This is a genomic window from Pseudomonas sp. LS-2 (assembly GCF_003605735.1).
GTDB lineage: Bacteria > Pseudomonadota > Gammaproteobacteria > Pseudomonadales > Pseudomonadaceae > Aquipseudomonas.
In genome coordinates this window covers 46,373-66,528 of sequence record NZ_QXTJ01000045.1, presented here as the reverse complement: position 1 = coordinate 66,528, position 20,156 = coordinate 46,373, and the positions used below count along the sequence as shown (strand labels likewise).

Annotated in this window: 19 protein-coding genes, 1 tRNA gene and 1 pseudogene; 6 read left to right on the top strand and 15 right to left on the bottom strand. The window is 58.9% G+C overall.

Annotated features, from left to right (window positions below):
* Positions 1-77: 77 nt before the first annotated feature.
* The 4 genes from D3M70_RS28850 (at position 78) to D3M70_RS28835 (ending at position 3,424) form a co-directional block, all read left to right on the top strand.
* The gene (locus D3M70_RS28850) at positions 78-701 is read left to right on the top strand and encodes a LemA family protein (protein WP_120129406.1); all 624 of its coding nucleotides are present in this window, start codon (positions 78-80) and stop codon (positions 699-701) included.
* Positions 701-1,453 (top strand): YgcG family protein, encoded by a 753-nt coding sequence (locus D3M70_RS28845; protein WP_120129405.1) that lies wholly within the window; start codon positions 701-703, stop codon positions 1,451-1,453. The genes D3M70_RS28850 and D3M70_RS28845 overlap by 1 nt, the downstream gene beginning before the upstream one ends.
* A 27-nt stretch (positions 1,454-1,480) precedes the next feature.
* Positions 1,481-2,098: a TPM domain-containing protein gene (locus D3M70_RS28840; protein ID WP_120129403.1), complete on the top strand. Its 618-nt coding sequence runs from the start codon at positions 1,481-1,483 to the stop codon at positions 2,096-2,098.
* 108 nt (positions 2,099-2,206) lie between these two features.
* Positions 2,207-3,424, top strand: a complete 1,218-nt coding sequence (locus D3M70_RS28835) for an SAM-dependent methyltransferase (RefSeq protein ID WP_120129401.1) — start codon at positions 2,207-2,209, stop codon at positions 3,422-3,424.
* On the opposite strand, the gene D3M70_RS28830 is transcribed toward D3M70_RS28835, so the two are convergent.
* Positions 3,421-4,320, bottom strand: coding sequence for a DMT family transporter (locus D3M70_RS28830; protein ID WP_120129400.1), 900 nt, complete (start codon positions 4,318-4,320; stop codon positions 3,421-3,423). The two genes, D3M70_RS28835 and D3M70_RS28830, sit on opposite strands and share 4 nt — an antisense overlap.
* Before the next feature lie 243 nt (positions 4,321-4,563).
* On the bottom strand, positions 4,564-5,595 hold the full coding sequence (locus D3M70_RS28825; RefSeq protein WP_120129398.1) for a DUF4917 family protein: 1,032 nt from the start codon (positions 5,593-5,595) through the stop codon (positions 4,564-4,566).
* Between the two features lie 186 nt (positions 5,596-5,781).
* Here D3M70_RS28825 and D3M70_RS32145 point away from each other — a divergent pair, with 186 nt between their 5' ends.
* Together D3M70_RS32145 and D3M70_RS28820 are read left to right on the top strand one after the other, a co-directional pair.
* Positions 5,782-6,009, top strand: coding sequence for a hypothetical protein (locus tag D3M70_RS32145; protein ID WP_218568463.1), 228 nt, complete (start codon positions 5,782-5,784; stop codon positions 6,007-6,009).
* A 96-nt stretch (positions 6,010-6,105) separates the two neighbouring features.
* Positions 6,106-6,288 (top strand): annotated as a pseudogene (locus D3M70_RS28820) (SPOR domain-containing protein); the annotation flags it as partial.
* Between the two features lie 196 nt (positions 6,289-6,484).
* Here D3M70_RS28820 and D3M70_RS28815 read toward each other — a convergent pair.
* The 13 genes from D3M70_RS28815 to D3M70_RS28755 all read right to left on the bottom strand — a co-directional run bounded on the left by D3M70_RS28815 (position 6,485) and on the right by D3M70_RS28755 (position 20,134).
* A complete protein-coding gene (locus tag D3M70_RS28815) occupies positions 6,485-6,814 on the bottom strand; it encodes a hypothetical protein (RefSeq protein ID WP_120129397.1) in 330 nt (109 codons plus the stop codon).
* 230 nt (positions 6,815-7,044) lie between these two features.
* A complete protein-coding gene (locus tag D3M70_RS28810) occupies positions 7,045-7,437 on the bottom strand; it encodes a hypothetical protein (RefSeq protein WP_120129395.1) in 393 nt (130 codons plus the stop codon).
* Positions 7,438-7,780: 343 nt separating this feature from the next.
* A complete protein-coding gene (locus D3M70_RS28805) occupies positions 7,781-8,815 on the bottom strand; it encodes an acyltransferase (protein WP_120129393.1) in 1,035 nt (344 codons plus the stop codon).
* A gap of 291 nt (positions 8,816-9,106) precedes the next feature.
* A tRNA-Gly gene (locus D3M70_RS28800) sits at positions 9,107-9,180 on the bottom strand.
* 177 nt (positions 9,181-9,357) lie between these two features.
* Complete coding sequence (locus D3M70_RS28795) at positions 9,358-10,242, bottom strand: alpha/beta fold hydrolase (protein WP_120129392.1); 885 nt, start codon at positions 10,240-10,242, stop codon at positions 9,358-9,360.
* Between the two features lie 311 nt (positions 10,243-10,553).
* A complete protein-coding gene (locus D3M70_RS28790; protein ID WP_120129390.1) occupies positions 10,554-11,246 on the bottom strand; it encodes a pseudouridine synthase in 693 nt (230 codons plus the stop codon).
* 90 nt (positions 11,247-11,336) lie between these two features.
* Positions 11,337-11,555 carry a cysteine-rich CWC family protein gene (locus tag D3M70_RS28785; RefSeq protein WP_120129389.1) on the bottom strand — a complete coding sequence of 73 codons (219 nt, stop codon included), beginning with the start codon at positions 11,553-11,555 and terminating at the stop codon, positions 11,337-11,339.
* The gene (locus D3M70_RS28780; protein WP_120129387.1) at positions 11,552-13,033 is read right to left on the bottom strand and encodes a sensor domain-containing diguanylate cyclase; all 1,482 of its coding nucleotides are present in this window, start codon (positions 13,031-13,033) and stop codon (positions 11,552-11,554) included. The genes D3M70_RS28785 and D3M70_RS28780 overlap by 4 nt, the downstream gene beginning before the upstream one ends.
* Before the next feature lie 321 nt (positions 13,034-13,354).
* Positions 13,355-17,050 (bottom strand): urea carboxylase, encoded by a 3,696-nt coding sequence (gene uca, locus D3M70_RS28775; RefSeq protein WP_120129385.1) that lies wholly within the window; start codon positions 17,048-17,050, stop codon positions 13,355-13,357.
* Between the two features lie 122 nt (positions 17,051-17,172).
* Positions 17,173-17,808, bottom strand: a complete 636-nt coding sequence (locus D3M70_RS28770) for an urea amidolyase associated protein UAAP2 (protein ID WP_120129384.1) — start codon at positions 17,806-17,808, stop codon at positions 17,173-17,175.
* A gap of 11 nt (positions 17,809-17,819) precedes the next feature.
* Positions 17,820-18,545: an urea amidolyase associated protein UAAP1 gene (locus D3M70_RS28765; RefSeq protein WP_120129382.1), complete on the bottom strand. Its 726-nt coding sequence runs from the start codon at positions 18,543-18,545 to the stop codon at positions 17,820-17,822.
* 12 nt (positions 18,546-18,557) lie between these two features.
* Complete coding sequence (locus tag D3M70_RS28760) at positions 18,558-19,322, bottom strand: ABC transporter ATP-binding protein (RefSeq protein ID WP_120129381.1); 765 nt, start codon at positions 19,320-19,322, stop codon at positions 18,558-18,560.
* Positions 19,319-20,134: an ABC transporter permease gene (locus D3M70_RS28755; RefSeq protein WP_120129379.1), complete on the bottom strand. Its 816-nt coding sequence runs from the start codon at positions 20,132-20,134 to the stop codon at positions 19,319-19,321. Before D3M70_RS28755 ends, D3M70_RS28760 begins: the two co-directional genes overlap by 4 nt.
* Positions 20,135-20,156 lie beyond the last annotated feature (22 nt).

Below are 20,156 nucleotides of genomic sequence, written 5' to 3'. Positions count from 1 at the left end.
GCCGGGGAACGTCCGATTTGGCTAAAGTCATGTCTGACGGGGAAGACTATCGAACAACTTCAAGGAGCGCAGAGGCCATGCAAATAGAGCGTTACGGGCACGTCAGAGGCAGTCGTTACAATTTGTCACTAACGTTGCTGATGCTGCTGAGCACGTTGCTGGCCGGCTGCGGCATCAACAACATTCCGACGTATGACGAGCAGGTCAAGGCCGCATGGGCACAGGTTCAGAATCAGTATCAGCGTCGCGCGGACCTGATCCCCAATCTCGTTGAAACCGTGAAGGGTTATGCCAAACAGGAGCAGGAGACCCTGACTGCGGTCATCGAAGCACGGGCCAAGGCCACCTCTATTCAGATCGACGCGAACACGTTGAACGATCCGGCCAAGCTCAAGCAGTTTCAGGACGCTCAGGGCCAGTTGACCGGCGCCTTGAGCCGGTTGATGGTCGTGTCCGAGCGTTATCCGGACCTCAAATCCAATCAGAACTTCCTCTCGCTGCAATCTCAGCTTGAGGGCACGGAAAACCGGATCGCCGTGGCGCGTCGGGATTTCATTGCTTCGGTTGAGCGCTACAACACCGAGATTCGGACCTTTCCCGGTCGTCTCTGGCACACGGTGATGTACAGCGATCTGCCGATCCGTCCCAACTTTGAAGCCACTGCCGCTGACGCTGACAAAGCGCCCCAAGTGAAATTCTGATGGGACGCGTGCGCCGGGGGATGTGGGTCGCTTTGCTGGCGTTGTCGCTTGGCATATCCGCTCAATGGGCTCAGGCAGAGTTGAAGTTTCCGGCCTTGAGCGGCCAGGTGGTCGATGTTGCCGGCATGCTCGACAACGACAGCAAAGAGCGCCTTTCGCAGATGCTGCGCGCCCATGAGGAGCTGACCACCGAGCAGGTCGTGGTGGTCACGCTGCCCAACCTGCAGGGCTCGACCATCGAAGACTACGGCTATCAGCTCGGCCGGTTCTGGGGCATCGGGCAGAAAGGCAAGGACAACGGCGCGCTGCTGATCGTCGCCAAGGACGAGCGCAAGGTTCGGATCGAGGTGGGCTATGGTCTGGAAGACCGGCTCACCGACGCGCAATCGTCGGTGATCATCAATCAGGTCATCACACCGGCCTTCAAGCAGGGCGATTTTGTCGGTGGCATCAGCAAGGGCACCGAGGCCATGGTGCAGGTGCTGGGAGGCGATCCACTGGCCGAACCTGTCGTCGGGGCTTCAGGGGGTGACGATGTCACTGACTGGAAAATGAGCCTGCTGTTTCTCATCCTTTTCGTGGCTTTCATCTATATCAACATGCGTTGGGGCCGTGCGCTGGGTGGTCTGGGCGGCGGCTATATCGGATCGCGGGGCGGTGGAGGTTTCGGTTCCGGTGGCTCTGGTGGTGGCGGGGGGATGCGCGGTGGCGGAGGCAGTTTCGGTGGTGGCGGTGCCTCTGGTGGCTGGTAGTCGATAGCTCAATAAGGGTTGTAGCGCATGACATTGCTCACTGAAGACGAACAGAAACAGGTTGCCCAGGCCATCGAAGCGGTCGAGCGTCAGACTGACGCCGAACTGGTGACGGTACTGGCGGCCAGCGCCGACGACTACGCGTATGTCCCGCTGATCTGGGCCGGTCTGATCGCCTTGCTGCTGCCGGGGCTGATCAACTTCTATCCCGGCTGGCTGAATGCGAACGAACTGCTGTTGACGCAGATAGCGACGTTCATCGTCGTGGCGTTGCTGTGCCGTCTGCCTGCGATCACCACGCGCCTGGTTCCCGGCTCGGTACGGCACTGGCGCGCGGGGAGTCTGGCGCGGCGGCAGTTTCTTGAGCAGAACCTGCACGCGACGGCGAACGGAACCGGGGTTTTGATCTTCGTCAGTGAAGCCGAGCGCTACGTCGAAATCATCGTCGACGACGGCATTGCCCGTCATGTGGACGATACGGTCTGGCGATCAATGGTGGACGTGTTCACCCGGCAGGTGGCCGAAGGCAAGATCCTCGAGGGCTTTCTCGGCTGCATTCGTTCATGCGGGGATGTGCTCAGCGATCAGGTGCCGGTCACCCAGGCGCGCAACGAATTGCCGAATCGGCTGGTGGTGCTGGATTAGCGAAATCCGATCCACGGCTTTGTGGTGGTTAACAATTAAATCCACCTCGGCCACTTAACCCGCCTAAAATACCGGCCTCGCATTTTTCGCTTCCCGAGGCTGCACCCGATGTCCGTTACTGCCACCACCGCGACGCCAGCGCAGGATCACCGCGCCCAGTTCCTGAGCCTGCTCGACACATGCCTGACGCAGAACTCGCTGATCAAACTGGTGCTGGCCAAATATGTGGGTAGCGAAGCGGATCTGCAGCGAATCATCATTAAGCCCACGACGATCAAGGATCAGCCTTGCCTGTCCTTTGTCTATCGCTACAAGACCCGCGACATCACCAAGAATCATCCGGTTGCCGAAGCGCAGACGCTGATCGCAGAGTTGTTGCCCGAGTCGTTCAAGAACGCACATTTGCTGTCGCTCACCGATGAGGTGCAGCTGGAGTTCAGCAAAAAGGGCAAGAGCACGCTGTTCCGCAACAAATCCCGACAACAACGTGAAGCGCCTTGCGCCGAGCATGATCGGGAGAAAAAACGCTATCTGGAGCTGAGCCGCCCGTTCCTCACGGATCTGGGCGTGACCAACAAGCAACATGAGCTGATCCCGGCCATGTCGCGCAAATGGAAGCAGATCAACAAGTTCATCGAGGTGTTCTCCCACGCGTTGACGACTTCGCCGATCAAGCTCGACCAACCGGTGACAGTCGCCGACTTCGGGTCGGGCAAGGGCTACCTGACGTTCGCGATTCACGATTACCTGCGTAACACCTTGCAGGCCGAAGGCAATGTGACCGGCGTTGAGCTTCGTGAAGACATGGTGACCTTGTGCAATAACGCGGCGGCACGGCTAGAGCATCCGGGGCTGGTGTTCAAATGCGGCGACGTGCGCTCCGTGGCGCCAAGTGAGCTGGACGTCATGATCGCGCTGCATGCCTGCGACATCGCCACCGATTACGCGATTCACACCGGCATTCGCTCGGGCGCGTCGATCATCATGTGCTCGCCGTGCTGCCACAAGCAGATCCGCCTGCAGATCCAGAGCCCGACGTTGCTCAAGCCCATGCTGCAATACGGTCTGCACATGGGGCAGCAGGCGGAAATGGTCACTGACGCCTTGCGCGCCTTGCTGCTGGAAGCCTGCGGTTACGAAACCAAGGTTTTCGAGTTCATTTCGCTGGAACACACCAACAAGAACAAGATGATCCTGGCGGTTAAACGCGCATCGCCAACGGACCCGACTGAGCTATTGGCGAAGATTCAGGAGCTGAAGACGTTCTACAACATTCAGGAGCAATGCCTGGAGACGCTGCTCCAGGCGGACGGTCTGCTCGGTTAGACCCGGGTCGCGACTACCGGTTTGGGCGCGATCACTGCTGTCTTGCGCCCGATGGCCAATGTCACGACCACGCCTGCGGCGAAGATCCAGGTAATCGGATCGATATGTTCACCGAAGAACAGCGCCGAAAACGCCATGGTGAAGAACAACTGCACCAGCTGGATCTGGCTCACGCGGGCAATACCACCCATGGCCAGCCCCGCATACCAGGCGAAAAAGCCTATGAACTGCGAGAACAACGACACATAACCGAACGCCCACCACGCACCCGCAGAAATTGGCCCTTGGTGTTGTGCGGCGAGATAGCCCACCGGAATGATCAGTACCGGGATCGAGATCACCAACGCCCAGCAGATCACCTGCCAGCCGCCCATCTGTTTGGCTAGCCGGCCCCCCTCCGCATAACCCAGCCCGCCAATTGCGACCGCGCCGACCATCAGCAGATCCCCCGCTTGAAGATTGCCTGCGCCGCTGATCAGCGCATATCCCAGCACCAGGACGCTGCCCATTGCCGCGCACAGCCAGAACGCTTTCGAGGGGCGTTCATGGGACAGCCATGCGGCGTAGATCGCGACAAGCAGCGGCTGCAAGCCGTTGACCAAGGCACCATGGGAGGCGGGCAGGGTTTTCATTGCCCAGGCAGAGAGCACCGGAAAGCCGATGATCACGCCAAGCGAGACCACCATCAGGGCCTTGAACTGTGCGCGAGTCGGCCACTTCTCTCGGCGCCACAGCAGTAATGCCGCCGCTGGAATTGCCGCAAACAGCGCTCGGCCAAGCCCGTTGAGCAGCGGGTGGATCTCTTGAACGACGATGCGGGTCATGGGCAGGGTCAGGCTGAAGATCACCACCCCGATCAGTCCGAGGACCATTCCGGTGTTTTCGCGAGAGGACATGTTGAATCTTGCCTTGTTCTTATTTGGGGGACGGACAGGTGTCCATTCAGCCACAGATCGTTCACAAAGCCCCTTAACAGCTACCGACAGAATCGACCGTACACTTGCCTTTCAGGGAATGGGGTGAGGTTGTTGAGGATTTTGCGCGGGATCCGTAAAGCCGTTTCTCGACGTTGCCGGCGTGACCTTGACGCCGTGATGATGGGCGTCAAGGCTTACTCCCCACTGTCGTTCGGTGAAGGATCAGCCCTTCTTGAGCTCCACCGCTTCCTTCAACCGCGCGACAGGCACAGCCAATTGCGGATTACCCAACGGATGCGTCTTGGCGTCGTAAAACTTCAACTCGATATTCTGCCCCGCGAACAATGCGTGGTAGTGCCGCTTCTGGTGCTGAACGAAGGCTTCGTTGCGCGGCAGGATCGAGATCGCGAGGGTTTTCGGCCTGGCCTGAAGGACGGCATCGAGGATATGCCGGTCCTGTTTGCCGAGTTGATGGCCGAAGATGCACAGTGCGCCTTGATGCTGCGCCAACTGCGCGTGGCAGAACGACAGATAATCCGAGCCGCGAATGATCTTCATCTTGTCGGTGCTCCGGCCTTCGCACACGAACAACGGCACATCTTCCAGTGCGTTTACCGCGAAGCTGCCCAGCAGTGTGCTTTCTGATGACAACAACTTGCGCGCCGTGCCGTCGAAGTTCTTCACCAGATGCATGCCGCCATGCAGATACAGGATGCGGGTGGCGTGGCTATCGGTTCGGTGCAGGTTGAATATCGCGTCCTCATCGAAAAGATCGTCGAATGGCTGCGCGCCGTGCATCACTGCCCAATAAGCGAGCAAGTCATAGTTGGTGGAGTAGACCGTTTCGTATTGGCTCAGCGCCTGGCTTATGTGCGCGATGGTCGAGGCTTGGATCAATCGCCACGGAATGTGTGCCGAGCGAATACCGTGAATCAACGCCTCCTTGATGGCGAAGTAACGGTTGCGCGGCGAGGACGAACTGATGGTCAGCGCCGCATTCACCCGCATTGCGACCTTCAAGCCACTGAGTACGGGTTCGAAGTTCTCGGTTTCCATGGACTTGAACAGCGCCAGTTCTGTCGGACTGAGTGGCTTGTTGCGGGTCGTCTGCGCCAGCTCGAACAGCGAGTCGTAGGCATAGCCCTTCCAGACCGCGAGGCTGGCGCCGTTGCCCAACAGCAAGCCTGTGCACGGGAGGGCGGTCTGCAACGAGTTCCAGTCGGCAAGTTCGGCATCAAAATCCGTGAATCCCATCGTCTCGCTTCGCTTTCAGGTAAACAGGTGCTGACCGACAGGCCAGAACGGAGTGGACTTATAGGAAGCCAGGTCAGTGTTGTCAACGCTTGAGGTTCGCTTGACCGTCTGGAAAATATTTCGAACCCCTGCGCCGGGCCTGTTTCTAACGCTTGAACCTCAAATCCGGTTCGCTGAGAGGTGACCATGACAACCAGACCAGTGAATACGCCAGCGGCACAAAGCCCAGGCCCTCATCCAAGCCCCATGGAAACGACACGTCGCGACCGCGCGGAGCAGACTCCCGAAGCGTTCGAACGCGTTGAAAACACTGACGAGCTAGAGCGTGATACACCGCCGCCGCAGACCTGGAAACATCCGGATGACGGTAAGAGCCTGTCGGAAAAAGACGAAGAAACACCGCTTAAGCCCTGATAACCATCTGTCCAACGGTCGTTTACAGGTGGACGACCCGGTGTAAGGTCTTTTGCGGACAACCCATAACACTCTCTGAATGGGAGGGAGGTCAGCATGCAAACTGCGATGCTCAGCAAGACGCATTTCAATGGTTACGACGTAATCAACGTCAACAATGGCCCATGGCGGGTCTGCACCCATCACGACCGACTCGGTTCGTTCGATTCGAGGGAGGAGGCGATGGCGTTTGCTGCGTCGCTGCCTGCCTATCAAGAGCGAACGGCGATGGCCGCGCAGCCTCAGGATCCGGCCAAAGCCGCGACGACGGCGCCGCTGAAAAAAGAACCGTCCACGGCCAAATCCCCAGCGAAGAAATAATCCGTCAAAGGCCATGAAAGCCCCGATTCAGTCGGGGCTTCTTTGCGCAACCTTGTCCTGAGCGAAGATACGCTGCGTTTGTGCCGTTACATGCACCATGCCCACCATATCGTTATTACATAGACTTGACTGAGACGACCTCGACATACCTGAATTTCTTGCGGGCAGCTTTCACCGCTTCCTGTTCAGCGAGGAGCGTGCTCAGCGTGTCAGCTTCATGAGTGATCTCCTGTGTTTCTCCTTCGAAGATGTTTCCTACGCGAAGGATAACTTTCAGTCGAGGAGTAAACGCTTTCGCCGCCTTTTTCTTCGCGGATTGCGCTGGCGGAACGATCACCACATCGGGAGCGGTTTCCTTAGCTACGGGGGGGGCAATCGGAGCAGCAATCTGCGCTTTACCGAAAAGCGCACGACGCATTTCTTCTTCGGTCAGTTCTTGATTCATGGAGTGTCTCGGTGCAGGAGGGTTCGAAGCCCGTTCAATTCTAACAGCATGGCAGAGGTAAACCGTGCTGCGTATCGTACTCAAAACTTGAAGAGCACTGGCACACGTTCTCCGACGGCCTTGTGGGCGCGCCCCGCTTGCACCCGTTGGCAAAAACCTCATTGAGGGCGCGCTCATCAAGGACAAGCTTTTCCACATTAAGCTCGAGACGAAGCAGGGGGCCGCAAGCCTTAACGTGGGAAGCGATTGTTTGTCGTTCCTTTGGCGTTGTCGATGAACCAAAACCACTGTTCATCCGCTTTGACAATATTGCACTCTTCGCCGTAGGCCGAATACGTTACGCAAATAACATCGCCAGTGATCTTCCAGTTCCCGGTTGCTTCAGGGCTGCCTGTTATATGGATCCTGGCCTTGCCGTCGGCCGTAAGCACTTCTGTAAATGCTTGCCCACCAGAGGTCACGCTTTGGTGTGACCGTCCTATGAATTGAGAGGATAGTTCGCTACCGCTGATTTGTCTGGCGCCGGGTGGTGGCGGCGAGTGTGCGTCCTTGGCGGGGCTGCTGCCGCCGCCAGCACAGCCGCTCAGCATAACCACGAGTGTTGCCATGTAAATCGCTTTCATGAGTCATTCCTCTATTCGAAAAAGGTATGAGTCATTTGCGGCGGAAACACCCTGTCAACGGCTTGCTACTGACATTCCAGAGAGATCTGTGTGGGATACAGATTTTTAAACAAATTGACTCGTCATTAATCTAGCAGGATATGGCGAGGTTGTTCGCTCGCGGGTGCCTCGGCCAGCGATGCTCGACTCGCTTTTCTTTGTCCACGACCTTGCCTTGCTGATGAGCGGGTCGGTTGCTGACGGAGTCATGAGGCTATGAAAACCGCAAATGGAAGTCCGCATCCCGGAGCGGACCGGCTCATAACCTATAACCCTTACCTGGTACTTTCCTGCAAGATTAGGCTCACGACCCTGCAACGGCCTCGCTGGCCTGCAGTTTTGTCGATCCGTATTTGCTGCGCGCATAGCTCAGGATAGGCTTTTCAACAAACACCCATGAGGCGGATGCAAAGACCGTAGTGAGCACCGCCGAAATGAGCATTGACTGATAAAAGCCTAAGCCAGCGTGATTGATGACCAGCTGTTGAATGGGAAATGCATACAAATAAAGTCCGTATGAGATGTCGAAGCGGGATTTGATCAAGCGGTCCGTAAGGATCGTTCCTAACGTCAGCGTCAGGAGGCTGAAGCTGATCGTTGCCAATATCCACGTTAGCCCAACTTTGAACGCAACAATCATTATCACAAGCGCGGCGATTGTTACCAGCATGTTTGTCGAACGCTGATACAAGCCTTGACGCAGAAAGTGCATCAGAGAGCCAGTCCAGAAGGCGATGCTTACTATCGAGTAAATGGCCAACTTTGCTGCCAGCGGATGCTGAGACGCTGAGCATGCGCTGTACACAACGCAAAGAGCCAGAATCATTAGGAGCGGGACCAAAGGTTTGCGGACCAGCACCAGCGCCAAGGCAGTGACGCAGTACAGTGCGAACTCAATTTTTAACGTCCAGAGACTGCCGTTCAGCGATTCCGAGAATACCAGCCCGGCGGTCAGCGGCTGGATATCCGCACGGCCCATCACGCTTATCCTCAAGAAGTCTATCAGCGCTCCCGGTGTAGTGACGTAGGACGCCCCTCCGCCGAACGCAGGAACGCTACCCATGACGTAGACCATCACGAAAGCGCACATGATGAGCGCAGGAAAGATGCGTGCGATTCGCTTGATTGCGTAGCTTTTAAGGCAGGAAGAGTCGATGAAACTTCGGGTGATCAAGAATCCGGATATTGCGAAAAAGCTGATTACCGCGATTCCTCCGAGAGAGTTATACCCGGGGATGATCGGCTCTGCTTTGCCGGACAGAACGAAATGATGGCTGATAAGCACAAGTAAGGCGGCGATATGCCTGATGATGTCGAAACAATTACCACGGTTGCGCACGCAAATCCCCTAAAACCGATACGTCATCCCTGAAACTGCCGCGATAGCAGATGGGTGGGCATATTTTGCTTTGTATCGGCTTTGTTGCAAAGGACTTTGAACCCAATCCGGGGATTCGCAGATCAGCAATCTGGCCTGAAATCTCGCCTTGGTGGCTGAGTTTGGAAGAGGCAGCCCCTTATCCGTGATGAGTCCAGGGTAACAGAACGGTATTTGGTTGCGCGCTCACCCCGCAACTGTCACCAATATCGCCTGGGATCACGCTGACACGCCTGAAACCCTTGAAAAGACTGGAGCGGGTGAAGGGAATCGAACCCTCGTTATCAGCTTGGGAAGCTGGAGTAATGCCATTATACGACACCCGCTTTTGACGCTTTCAGCGGCGACTTTGTACCAGAAGTGGCCGGTGATTTGAAGCGTTAAATGCTGCGCGGGGAAATCAGTGGGGATTACGGGTGTAAAGCGGGAAGGTTCGGGATTCATTCGTCGACGGCTGGAGGACGGGCGTAGGCGAATGAATCCGTTCCTTGAGACCTTCACGGTCAGATTGCAAATGCATGGTGCGTCTGTGCCTGTCGGTAGCGGTTGCGGCTCGGTTCCGGTGCCGGGGTGAGGAAGCTCATCAGGGCGTTCTGGGACTCCACGCAAGCGGCCTTGTGTTCCATGTCCAGAAAATGTCCGGCGTTCTGGATCGTGGTGAAGTGGCAATCACGGATGTGATTGGCGAATAGCCTGGCATCGGGTGCGGCGGTGTATTCGTCCCATTCCCCGTTCATGAACATGACCGGAACGTTGATGCGTTTGGCGGCCTTGATCTGATTGTGGGTGCTGGCGTCCAGGACGTGGTTGATGTGGTGGTGCATCTGCGCGTATTCGTGCAGGTCCAGGGAGCTCACGTGCTTGTAGTTGAAACGCTTGAACAGCGATGGCAGGTGTTTGCCGATGGTGCTGTTGATCAGCGTGCCGACTTCGAAACGGTCAAAGGCGCCCAAATGCTGCTGGCCGCGTTCGAGGTAGTCGCGCATATGTTCGTTGATCACTGGCGAGAACGAGCTGATGACGGCCTTCTCGATCCGCTTCGGCCGATGAGCCAATGCAACCAGTGCCGCAGCGCCGCCCCATGAGAACGACATGATGTGTTCGGCATTAAAGTGGTCGATCAATTCCAGCAGGATCCGACCTTCCGTTTCTTTGGTCAGCGGCCTTTCGTGGATGTTGTGAGGCTTTGATTTGCCCGCGTAAGGCTGGTCGTAGAGCACCACGTTGAATTGCGGGTGCAGGTTGCGGACGGTCTGTGCGAAAGATGCTGTAGTGGCCAGTGAGCCGTTGACCATGATGATGGTCTTTTCTGCGGCATCTGCGCGATAGAACTCCGTGTAAACCCGAAACTGGCCCTGTATATCAAGCACAGCGATTTCTGGCCTCATATCCATGTCTCCTGACGTTAAAACAGGTGTGCGCGCAACATCGTTGCACAAGTTTCGTGACAGGTAGGCAATGCCTTGAAAAAGGGGCCCTTGTCGGTCCGGGACGGTCTGTCCGACAGGTATTGTTATTGGCGGGCTGTTTGGCGAACGTGGCGTCTGAGGGCGCTCGTGACGACAAAGGGTTTCTTAGAATGCGCTCGTGACTCTCCGGTCACATGTGGACCGACGATTGGATTCAAGCAGGGGATGGAGGATGCCGCAAGTGCCATTCGCGAATTGTCCTACATGATCTGCCGGGCGGTCGAAAGACCTCAGATCTGCTGAATCTCTTCAGCCGTCAGAGCCCGATACTCACCGGGCTCTAGCGCGGGGTCCAGGGCCAGCGGCCCCATGCTTTCCCGGTGCAGGCGCGTCACCTTGTTGTCGTAGAACCCGAACATGCGTTTGACCTGATGATAGCGGCCTTCGACGATGCTGAGCCGTGCGCGATGGCTGTCGAGGAGGGTCAGGTGCGCAGGCTGAGTGGTGAGATCCTCGAAGGCGAAGTAAAAACCTTGGGCGAATTTTGCGACGTAATGCTCACCCATTTCCCGTTCGGTTTCGATGTAGTAGATCTTCGGCAGCTTGGTCACTGGCTGGGTCAGGCGACGCGACCACTGGCCGTCGTTGGTGATCAGCATCAGGCCCGAGGTGTTGAAGTCCAGGCGACCGGCGATGTGCAGATCGTGTTTGTCGGGTTCGTGAATCAGGTCCAGAACGGTTGGGTGCTCGGGGTCGACCGTTGCGCTGACGCAGCCCTGCGGTTTGTGCAGCATGAAGTAGCGGGCGGGTTTGCCGATCTGGAGTACTTCATCGTCGAGCAGGATCTCACTGAACTCGCGGACTTCATGCAACGGGTCTCTGATCGTCCGGCCATCGACCTTGACCCGGTCAGCAAGCAGCGCGAAGCGCACGTCCTTGCGGCTGAAGCGGGGGAGGTTGCTGAGGAATCGGTCGAGGCGCATGGCGGTTTCGTGCGGATATTTGAGGTATGCGGATGTTAAGCCATTGGCGGTTCGGATGAAGGATCTGCGGTCTCTGTTACCGATGCTCGATCATTCGGTGAGCGACTGCACTTCAACCAACCCCGCACACCGCGGACACAGACACGCTTTGTCTTTCAGCTCTTGCGGCAATGCCGCCAGAACAGCAGGGTCGATGGTTTCTGTAAAACACCAGCACGCCTGATCGACAGTGCGCGGATCGGCCAGCGTACAGCGGTTGCTTTGACCGCAGACGGGACAGATATCGGAGCCTGTTGGCGTAGGGTTCATGCCGGTTCAGCCATTTCCGTACACACCCGATTGCGGCCGTTCTGCTTGGCGCTGTAGAGCGCCTGGTCAGCCCGGGCAATCAGGCTTTGCAGGGTATCGTCGGGATGCAGTTCAGTCAGCCCAAGGCTAACAGTGACTTGCAGGGCAGCGCCTGTGAACACGTAGGTGTGTTGCTCGGCGAGCAGGCGAATCTTCTCGGCGACGCGTCGGGCACCACTGCTGTTGGTGTCCTTGAGCAGGATGATGAACTCCTCGCCACCCCATCGGCAAATGATGTCGCTGTCTCGCAGGCAGCGCCTGACGTCATCGGCGAAGCCGGTGAGCACTTCATCTCCGGCGAGGTGGCCATGGGTATCGTTCAGACGCTTGAAATGATCGAGGTCCAGCAGCATCGCCGAGAGCGCCTTGTGTTCGCGCCGCGCGTTCTCGATGGCGTTCATGGCCATTTGATCGAAGCCTCGACGATTGGGCAGGCCCGTCAGGCTGTCGAGCATGGCCTGGGTTTCGATGCGCAACTGGAATCGGCGTATGACCCGGTTGAGCAGATACAGCACCAATACCAGCACCGCCAGACAGATCGACAGGTTCACGTACAGCGACTCACGAATCTCGTTGAGCGCCCCGTCTTCGCGTTTGTCGACGAACAGGTACCAGTTCAACTCGGGGATGTAACGCACGTTGAGAAAGTGCGCCTCGTCCAGTGACTCGTATTGATAGCTGCCGCTCTGCGGCTTGGGCATCTGCTCCTGCAATTGCTTGAGCTCAGGCAGTTCGCGCAGCACCTGCCCGATCTTCGCGCCATTGGGGCCACCTTCGGCGCCGGTCAGCACCAGCCGGCCGAAGGTGTCGACGAAATACACACTGCGCTGATAGCGCTGCTGGTAACGGTCAATCAGCTTGATCACGGCATCTACGGTCAGGCCCACGCCCGTGGCGCCGATGAAGTTGTCGTTGTAGTCGAAGACCTTGTAATTGATGAAGAAGGTCAGGTTGTCCTTGTTGGCCATGTCCGGGTCGACGTTGATTTCGTACGGGTCGGCCATGTCGCGAACCCGGTAATACCAGGTATCTCGAGGTTCATCGGGGCTGATCTTTTTCAGCACGCCTTTGGCCTGGTAATACGTCAGGCTTTGATCGGAAATGAAAAACGCGGTGAAGGCGCCATAGTGATCCATCACCTCCTTGAGGTAACGGGTCATCTGCTGCTCGTCTTTCTCACCCGCTACCACCCAGTCGCGCACGAACGTATCGCGGGCCATCATCGAGGACAGCAACACGGGCCGCACCAGGTCCTTCTGAATCTCGGAGTACACCGTGTCCGACGTCAGCGGCAGTTCGGTGTTGACGATGCTGTCGCGGATCGCGTCTCGAGAGGCGAAGTAGCTCAGCAAGGATGTCGCGAGAAAACCGCTCCCCAGTAGGATCACCAACGGCAACAGCAGGGGGCGTCGTGAGTGGAGCGTGAAGCGAAGGGGCATGACCAGTCCGATTGAATAAGTAATCCATTGAGTCTCACATGCTAGCCTGCGGCCACCCTTTTGCGCCATGGCCGTTTGTAGTGCGGTTGCTCAGTCTGTAGTTCTTTATGTGACCTGCGAGTGAGGTGCCGGCCAGCAAGCGGTGTGCCTCATTCGCATCGGTAAACGGGCCTGGCCGGGCTTGCACACTGTTATGGGCGGGGATGGGCTATTGCTGTGGGGCATGGGAACAACGCCAAGTGAATGAGCGTTCACTATGGCGTTGTCACGGGGTTACAAGGTGCTAGCTATATATAGCGTCAACAAACGTGTTCGTGCTGGTCACTCGCATGGCTCGAGCACGACGACCCGTTGCCCGGCGCGCACCGCAGAGCCGGGCTGTACGCGCACTTCGCCGACCACGCCGGCCACCGGCGCAAGCAGGGGGATTTCCATTTTCATCGACTCCAGAATCACCAGTGTGTCACCGGCCTCGACGCGCTGGCCGACGCTGACCTGCACTTGCCAGAGGTTGCCGGCGATATGGCTGTCGACACTGGTCTGACCTGCGTGCAACGCGGCTTCTTCGGTGGCTTCGGCGACTGCTTCATCGCTCTCGAAGGTCGCCTGACCGTTGGCGATCCAGCGCTCGCGCTCGGCGTTGAATGCGCCTTGCTGCTGGCTGCGGAAGGCCGCGATGCTCTCGGCTTCTTGGGCGAGAAACGCCTGATAGTCAGCCAGATTGAGCGTGCTGTCTTCGATTTGCAGCGGGTAGCGACCCAAGGGGAAGTCGCGACGAATCTTCAGCAGTTCATCGGCGCTGACCGGGTAGAAACGGATCTGGTCGAAGAAGCGCAGCAGCCACGGTTTGCCACCGAAGGCTTCGACGGCGCGGTAGCGATTCCACATCTGCAGCGTGCGACCGACGAACTGATAACCGCCGGGACCTTCCATGCCATAGACGCACATGTAGGCGCCGCCGATGCCGACCGAGTTCTCGGCGGTCCAGGTGCGGGCCGGGTTGTATTTGGTGGTCACCAGACGATGACGCGGATCCAGCGGCGTGGCCACCGGCGCGCCGAGGTAGACGTCGCCAAGGCCCATCACCAGATAGCTGGCGTCGAACACCGTGCGCTGGACTTCGTCCAGATTGGGCAGGTCGTTGATGCGCCGGATGAATTCCAGATTGCTCGGGCACCAGGGGGCGTCCTTGCGCACCGTGGTCATGTACTTTTCGATTGCCAGCTGACAGGCCGGATCGTCCCAGGACAATGGCAAGTGAACGATGCGTGACGGCACTTCGAGGTTCTTGCTGGCGCAGACGTCGTCCCATTCGCCAGCGACGATGTTCAACAGGTCGGCAAGCGGCAGTTGCTCAGGCTGGTAGTGCACTTGCAGCGAACGGATGCCCGGCGTCAGGTCGATCACGCCTTGCAGGTTTTTGCTTTCCAGCGCCTGCATCAGGGCGTGGCCGCGGAAGCGCAGGACCAGATCAAGTTCAGGTGCGCCTATTTCCAGCAGCAGATGGGTGTCGCCGGAGAGACGGGCGACGAGGCGCGTGTCGCTTTCCCCGATGTCCAGCACAATCGGCGACTGTAGCAGCGCGCTTGCCCGCGATTGCGACGTTTCTCCAAATGAAGATATTTCGGATGTACCCCCTCCCTGTAGGAGTGAGCTTGCTCGCGATGCGTCCGGGACGTTCACCCCATCTCTGTCGTCTGTACTCTCGCTATCGCAAGCAAGCTCACTCCTGCACAAAAGCGTGCGAGCTGTGTCGACACTGACCGGACGAAAGCGCACTTTATCCCCGGCCTTGAGCTGCCCCAACTGCCAAAGATCGGCTTCGATGATCGTCACCGGGCACACGAACCCACCCAGACTCGGCCCGTCCGGCCCAAGGATCACCGGCATGTCCCCCGTGAAATCCACCGCACCGATTGCATACGGGTTGTCATGAATGTTCGAGGGGTGCAATCCGGCCTCGCCACCGTCAGCACGGACCCATTCAGGCTTCGGCCCGATCAGGCGCACGCCGGTGCGGCTGGAGTTGAAATGGACTTCCCAGTCCGTGGCGAAGAACGTATCGATGTAGTTCTCTGTGAAGTATTCCGGCGCGCCATGCGGGCCATAGATCACCCGGATATCACGCACCGCTGGCAACGGGGCGACCTGTTCGGCAGGCAGTTGTCGACCGTCGCTACGATCAGTCAGCGGGCAGAGGTGCAGCACGTCCCCGGCGCGCAGCGCTCGGCCGCCGTGTCCGCCAAATTGCCCGAGGGTGAAGGTGCTTTTGCTGCCCAGGTAATCCGGCACATCCAGCCCGCCGCGCAGGCACAGATAACTGCGAGCGCCAGCCCCTGCGATAGTGCCAAGCGCCAATGTCGAACCTGCCTTTATCCGCAACGACTGGTTCATCGGCTGCGCTTGGCCATCCAGCGTCACCGGAATCACCGCGCCAGTCACCGCAATCACAGCGTCGGTGTTGAACCGCAGCATCGGACCGCTCATGGTGATTTCCAGCGCAGCGCATCCTTGCGGATTCCCGAGCAAGCGATTGCCCAGGCGCAACGAACGGCTGTCCATCGGACCCGAAGGGGGAACGCCAACGGCCCAGTAGCCAATACGCCCCGGATAGTCCTGGACGCTGGTTAGCGTACCCCCGCTCAGCACTTCGAAGGTGTCGGCGCGATACACCAGACCTTCCAGGCAGCGGGTCCAGGGCTGACCGCTGGCAAAGGGGGCATCCGTGATGATCTGACGCAGATAGTCGCGGTTGGTCTCGACCCCATAGAGGCGCGTGTCGCCCAGCGCTTGAGTCAACCCTGCACTGGCGGCGTCGCGGTCAGGCGCCCAACTGATGACCTTGGCGATCATCGGATCGAAGAACGGCGGAATCTCGCAACCGGCCTCGACCCAGGTATCGATGCGCAGGTGTTTGCCGTCGGCGGGGGGGAACTGAACCGAGGTCAGCAGGCCGGGGCTCGGCTGGAAATCCCGGCCCGGATCTTCGGCGTACAAGCGCGCTTGAATGGCGTGGCCGCTCGGTTTGAGGCTGGCTTGAAGTTCCGCCAGCGGCGGCAAGTCACCCGCCGCCAGCTGGATCATCCAGCTCACCAGATCCACGGCCCAGACCTGTTCGGTCACACCGTGCTCAACCTGCAATCGGGTGTTCACTTCCAGAAAATAGAAACGCTGATCGTCGCTGTCGAACACGAATTCCACAGTGCCCGCGCTGCGATAACTGACCGCTTTCGCCAGCTTGATCGCCGCGGCGCATAGCGCCTCGGCCATTCCTTCCGGCAGGTTCGGCGCGGGGGTCTCTTCGAGGACCTTCTGGTTGCGGCGCTGCACCGAGCAGTCACGAACGCCAAGGGCAATCACCTCGCCCTGACCGTCGCCGAACACCTGAACTTCCAGATGGCGAGCGCGCTGGATGTATTTCTCGATGAAGACGCCCGCGTCGCTGAAATTGTTCTGCCCCAGACGTTTGACCGCCTCGAACGACTCACTCAGTTCGCTGGCACTTCGGCACACACGCATGCCGATGCCACCGCCGCCTGCGGTGCTTTTCAGCATCACCGGGTAGCCGATGGCTTGAGCCGCGCTCAACGCCGTTTCAACGCTGTCCAGCAGCTCGGTGCCTTCGAGCATCGGTACGCCGTGCTGTTTGGCCAGGGCGCGAGCCGTGTGCTTGAGGCCGAATACCCGCAGTTGCTCAGGCGTCGGGCCGACAAAGGCGATTCCCGCGTCTTCGCAAGACTGGGCGAACGCTGCGTTCTCTGAGAGAAATCCGTAACCGGGGTGAATCGCCTTGGCGCCGGTCGATTGGGCGATGGCGAGGATCTTGTCCACTGCCAGGTAAGTCCCGGCAGCGCCGCCTTCACCCAGGCTGTGCGCCTGATCGGCTTCAAGAATGTGCAGACTGGCGGCGTCGGCTTCGGAATAAACTGCGACGCCTTCGACGTTCAAGGCACGAAGGGTACGCAGAATGCGGCAGGCAATGGCGCCGCGGTTGGCGATCAGCAGAGTGTCGAACATGGTTTTGACCCCGGAGACTGACCTGCGTCGATCTCAAACTGGGTAGCGGGCCGTCCCGCTGTAGTACTGGTTGCACGAAGGCCGTCCCTCGCGCCAAACGTCGAATCGGTGATCGCGGACGATCAGTCCCAGACCAGCAACTCAGCCGGCGTCGGGTTGTAGCCGTTGCACGGGTTGTTCAGTTGCGGGCAGTTGGAGATCAGCACGATCACGTCCATTTCCGCGCGCAGTTCGACGTACTTGCCCGCTCCGGAAATGCCGTCTTCGAAGGTCAGGCCGCCTTCAGCGGTCACCGGCACGTTCATGAAAAAGTTGATGTTCGGGCTGATGTCGCGCTTGCCCAGGCGACCGTCGTGCACACAGGCGAGCAGATAGTTGTCGCGGCAGCTGTGCATGTGGCGTTTTTCCAGGGCGTAACGCACGGTATTGCTCTCTTGCGCGCAGGCGCCGCCAAGGGTGTCGTGGCGTCCGCAGGTGTCTTCGACGATGGTCAGCATGGGCTTGCCAAGGTTGGAATACAGCACGCTGCCTTTGCTCAGGTAGACGTTGTTCTGCCGACGCAGCGTGCGCTGCACGTCGTAGCGCTCACGGGGGTTGGCGAGGCTGTAGAAGAGCGTGTCCACCGCCTGATTACCTTCCAGATCGAGCAGTCGCAGGGTTTGCCCGGCCTTGAGTTCAGTCAGTGATGGCTCGCCTGCGGCGATGTGAGTGATGGAAACGGGGGCGTTCTTTTGGGTGTAAGTCTGTGCAGTGCTCATGTCAGGCCTCCTTATGCGAACAGGCGATCGGTGTTGATGAAGCCGCGCACGTTTTCCTCGCGAGAGGTGCGGCAATGTTCGGCGACGCTGGCGTCGGCCTTCATCCAGCTCAGCTTGACCGGCTGCGGTGCATAGTCGGGGTTGGGGTCCATCGGGTGTTGCAGGGCCGTGAGCACCACCAGCGTATCCATCGGCGCGTACAGCTCGATGTAATCACCGGCCTTGGCGTTGTTGGCGACGAAGGCCAATGCGCCGTTGTCGTCGACATTGACCCGGCTGAACAGGTTGAGCGTCATCAGCAGATCGGAAAGGCCCAGGCCCCATTTGCCCATCTCCACCAACAGGTTGTCGGTGCCGTTGCGGAAGAAACCGTTGCGCAGTTCCTGATAGCGACCCGCGCCGTATTTCTCGCTGACTTCCTCGGCACACAACACGCCGCCGATGCTGTCGCTCCAGCCGCAGGTATCGGCCGTAATAGCAGCCAGTACGCGGCCCATGTCCGAATAAAGACAGTGGCCGCTGGTGAGCTTGGCGGTGTGTTGGCACTTGAGGCTGTCAGGCAGGTTCAGGCGCTCGGTTTTCTCATGGGCGTTGAACATCGTCAGGCTGACGTTGGCGTTGCCGTTGACGTCGGTCAGGCGCAGCAGCTCGCCGCGCTTGAGTACGAACGACAGGTGGCCGCCACCGGGCAACAATTCTTCGGCGAATACCGGAAACACAGCAGTTGAATCAGTCATGTCGAAAATCCTTCAAGCCGTTTGCAGCGATTCAATGGCCGCACGGGCGGCGCGGCGGTCGCTGTTCAGGGGAATGTCGTAAGTGATGCGGGCGCCATAGGCACCGGGGGCGTGCGGATCGATGCGCACCTTGTCGAATACCAGCAGGCGCGTGCCGAGATTGAAGCCTTCGGACAGGTCATGGGTGACCATGAATACCGTCAGTTTCGTCTCGCGCCACAGCTCCAGCAGCAGGCCGTGCATGTCCTTGCGGATGCCCGGATCGAGTGCGCCGAACGGTTCGTCCAACAGCAATACGCGAGGCTTCATGATCAACGCCTGCGCAATCGCCAAGCGTTGCTGCATGCCGCCGGAAAGCTGCGTCGGGTATTTGTCCAGCGCGTGGCCCAGGCCTACTTTTTCCAACAGCGCCGAGGCTTGCTCTCGAGCGTCGCGCTTGGCACTGCCGAACAGCCGGCCCAGAAACGCCGAGCGTGGCAGTTCAAGACCCAGCGCCACGTTGTCCAGCACCGACAGATGCGGGAACACCGAGTAGCGTTGAAACACCACGCCACGGCTGGCGTCCGGCTCCTTCGCCAGCGGCTGGCCGTCCAGCAGGATCGAGCCTTTGCTTGCAACCTCCTGACCCAGCAGCAGGCGCAGGAAGGTCGATTTGCCGCAACCCGACGCACCGACCAGCGTGCAGAACTCGCCCTCGGCGATGCTCAGGTTCAAGCCTTCGAGCACCACTTGCTCGTCGTACTGTTGCCACACGTTATTGACGGTGATGAAGCTCATGGGCGTGCCCCCTCGTACCAAGGGAATGCCTTGCCGGTCAGGGCCTTGAGCCCCCAATCCATCAGCCAGGCGAGGAGGGTGATCCAGACCACGTACGGCAGAATCATGTCCATCGCCAGATAGCGTCGCACCAGAAAGATCCGGTAACCCAGGCCATCGGTCGACGCGATGGCTTCGGCCGCGATCAGGAACAGCCACGCCGATCCTAATACCAGCCGCAACGAGATCAGCAGGCGCGGCAGCAATTGCGGCAGCACCACGCGCAGAATCAAGGTCCAGGTCGTAGCGCCCAACGTCTGTGCCTTGATCAGCAATTCAACCGGAATCTCTCGGGCGCGTTGCTCCAGATCTCGGGCGAGCACCGGGGTGATGCCGATCACGATCAGCATCACTTTCGACAGCTCGCCCAGCCCGAAGACGATGAACAGGATCGGCAGAATCGCCAGCGGCGGCACCATCGACAGCACGGTCAGCAGCGGTGACAACGGCGCGCCGAACAGCGGCAGCACGCCGGACGCGATACCCAGGCACAGCCCGACCACGGCACTGATCGCAAGCCCGATCGCCAGACGTTGCAGGCTCGATGCGGTGTCCTGCCACAGCAGGTACTCGCCGGTGCGTTGATCGGGAACGATCGCCACACGTTTGATCGCGTCGGTCATCTGTACGGCACTGGGCAGCAGCTTGTCGTTGGGATTTTCCGTCAGCCGCGTTGCCGAGCTTGTGAAGTAGGCGAACAGCAACAGGGCGAACGGCAGGATCACCAGAATCAATCGGCTGGCGCGATCCGGGCGGCGGTTTATCAGGCGCATGGCAGTGACCTATCGAAAGCGG

Excerpts from the sequence above, each read along its gene's own strand:
- D3M70_RS28830 (WP_120129400.1), bottom strand. The coding sequence starts at position 4,320 with ATGTCCTCTCGCGAAAACACCGGAATGGTCCTCGGACTGATCGGGGTG.
- D3M70_RS28795 (WP_120129392.1), bottom strand. The coding sequence starts at position 10,242 with ATGAGGCCAGAAATCGCTGTGCTTGATATACAGGGCCAGTTTCGGGTT.
- D3M70_RS32145 (WP_218568463.1), top strand. The coding sequence starts at position 5,782 with ATGACAACCAGACCAGTGAATACGCCAGCGGCACAAAGCCCAGGCCCT.
- D3M70_RS28790 (WP_120129390.1), bottom strand. The coding sequence starts at position 11,246 with ATGCGCCTCGACCGATTCCTCAGCAACCTCCCCCGCTTCAGCCGCAAG.
- D3M70_RS28825 (WP_120129398.1), bottom strand. The coding sequence starts at position 5,595 with ATGGGATTCACGGATTTTGATGCCGAACTTGCCGACTGGAACTCGTTG.
- D3M70_RS28810 (WP_120129395.1), bottom strand. The coding sequence starts at position 7,437 with ATGAAAGCGATTTACATGGCAACACTCGTGGTTATGCTGAGCGGCTGT.
- D3M70_RS28845 (WP_120129405.1), top strand. The coding sequence starts at position 701 with ATGGGACGCGTGCGCCGGGGGATGTGGGTCGCTTTGCTGGCGTTGTCG.
- D3M70_RS28815 (WP_120129397.1), bottom strand. The coding sequence starts at position 6,814 with ATGAATCAAGAACTGACCGAAGAAGAAATGCGTCGTGCGCTTTTCGGT.
- D3M70_RS28780 (WP_120129387.1), bottom strand. The coding sequence starts at position 13,033 with ATGCCCCTTCGCTTCACGCTCCACTCACGACGCCCCCTGCTGTTGCCG.
- D3M70_RS28755 (WP_120129379.1), bottom strand. The coding sequence starts at position 20,134 with ATGCGCCTGATAAACCGCCGCCCGGATCGCGCCAGCCGATTGATTCTG.
- D3M70_RS28770 (WP_120129384.1), bottom strand. The coding sequence starts at position 17,808 with ATGAGCACTGCACAGACTTACACCCAAAAGAACGCCCCCGTTTCCATC.
- uca (WP_120129385.1), bottom strand. The coding sequence starts at position 17,050 with ATGTTCGACACTCTGCTGATCGCCAACCGCGGCGCCATTGCCTGCCGC.
- D3M70_RS28835 (WP_120129401.1), top strand. The coding sequence starts at position 2,207 with ATGTCCGTTACTGCCACCACCGCGACGCCAGCGCAGGATCACCGCGCC.
- D3M70_RS28850 (WP_120129406.1), top strand. The coding sequence starts at position 78 with ATGCAAATAGAGCGTTACGGGCACGTCAGAGGCAGTCGTTACAATTTG.
- D3M70_RS28760 (WP_120129381.1), bottom strand. The coding sequence starts at position 19,322 with ATGAGCTTCATCACCGTCAATAACGTGTGGCAACAGTACGACGAGCAA.
- D3M70_RS28765 (WP_120129382.1), bottom strand. The coding sequence starts at position 18,545 with ATGACTGATTCAACTGCTGTGTTTCCGGTATTCGCCGAAGAATTGTTG.
- D3M70_RS28840 (WP_120129403.1), top strand. The coding sequence starts at position 1,481 with ATGACATTGCTCACTGAAGACGAACAGAAACAGGTTGCCCAGGCCATC.
- D3M70_RS28785 (WP_120129389.1), bottom strand. The coding sequence starts at position 11,555 with ATGAACCCTACGCCAACAGGCTCCGATATCTGTCCCGTCTGCGGTCAA.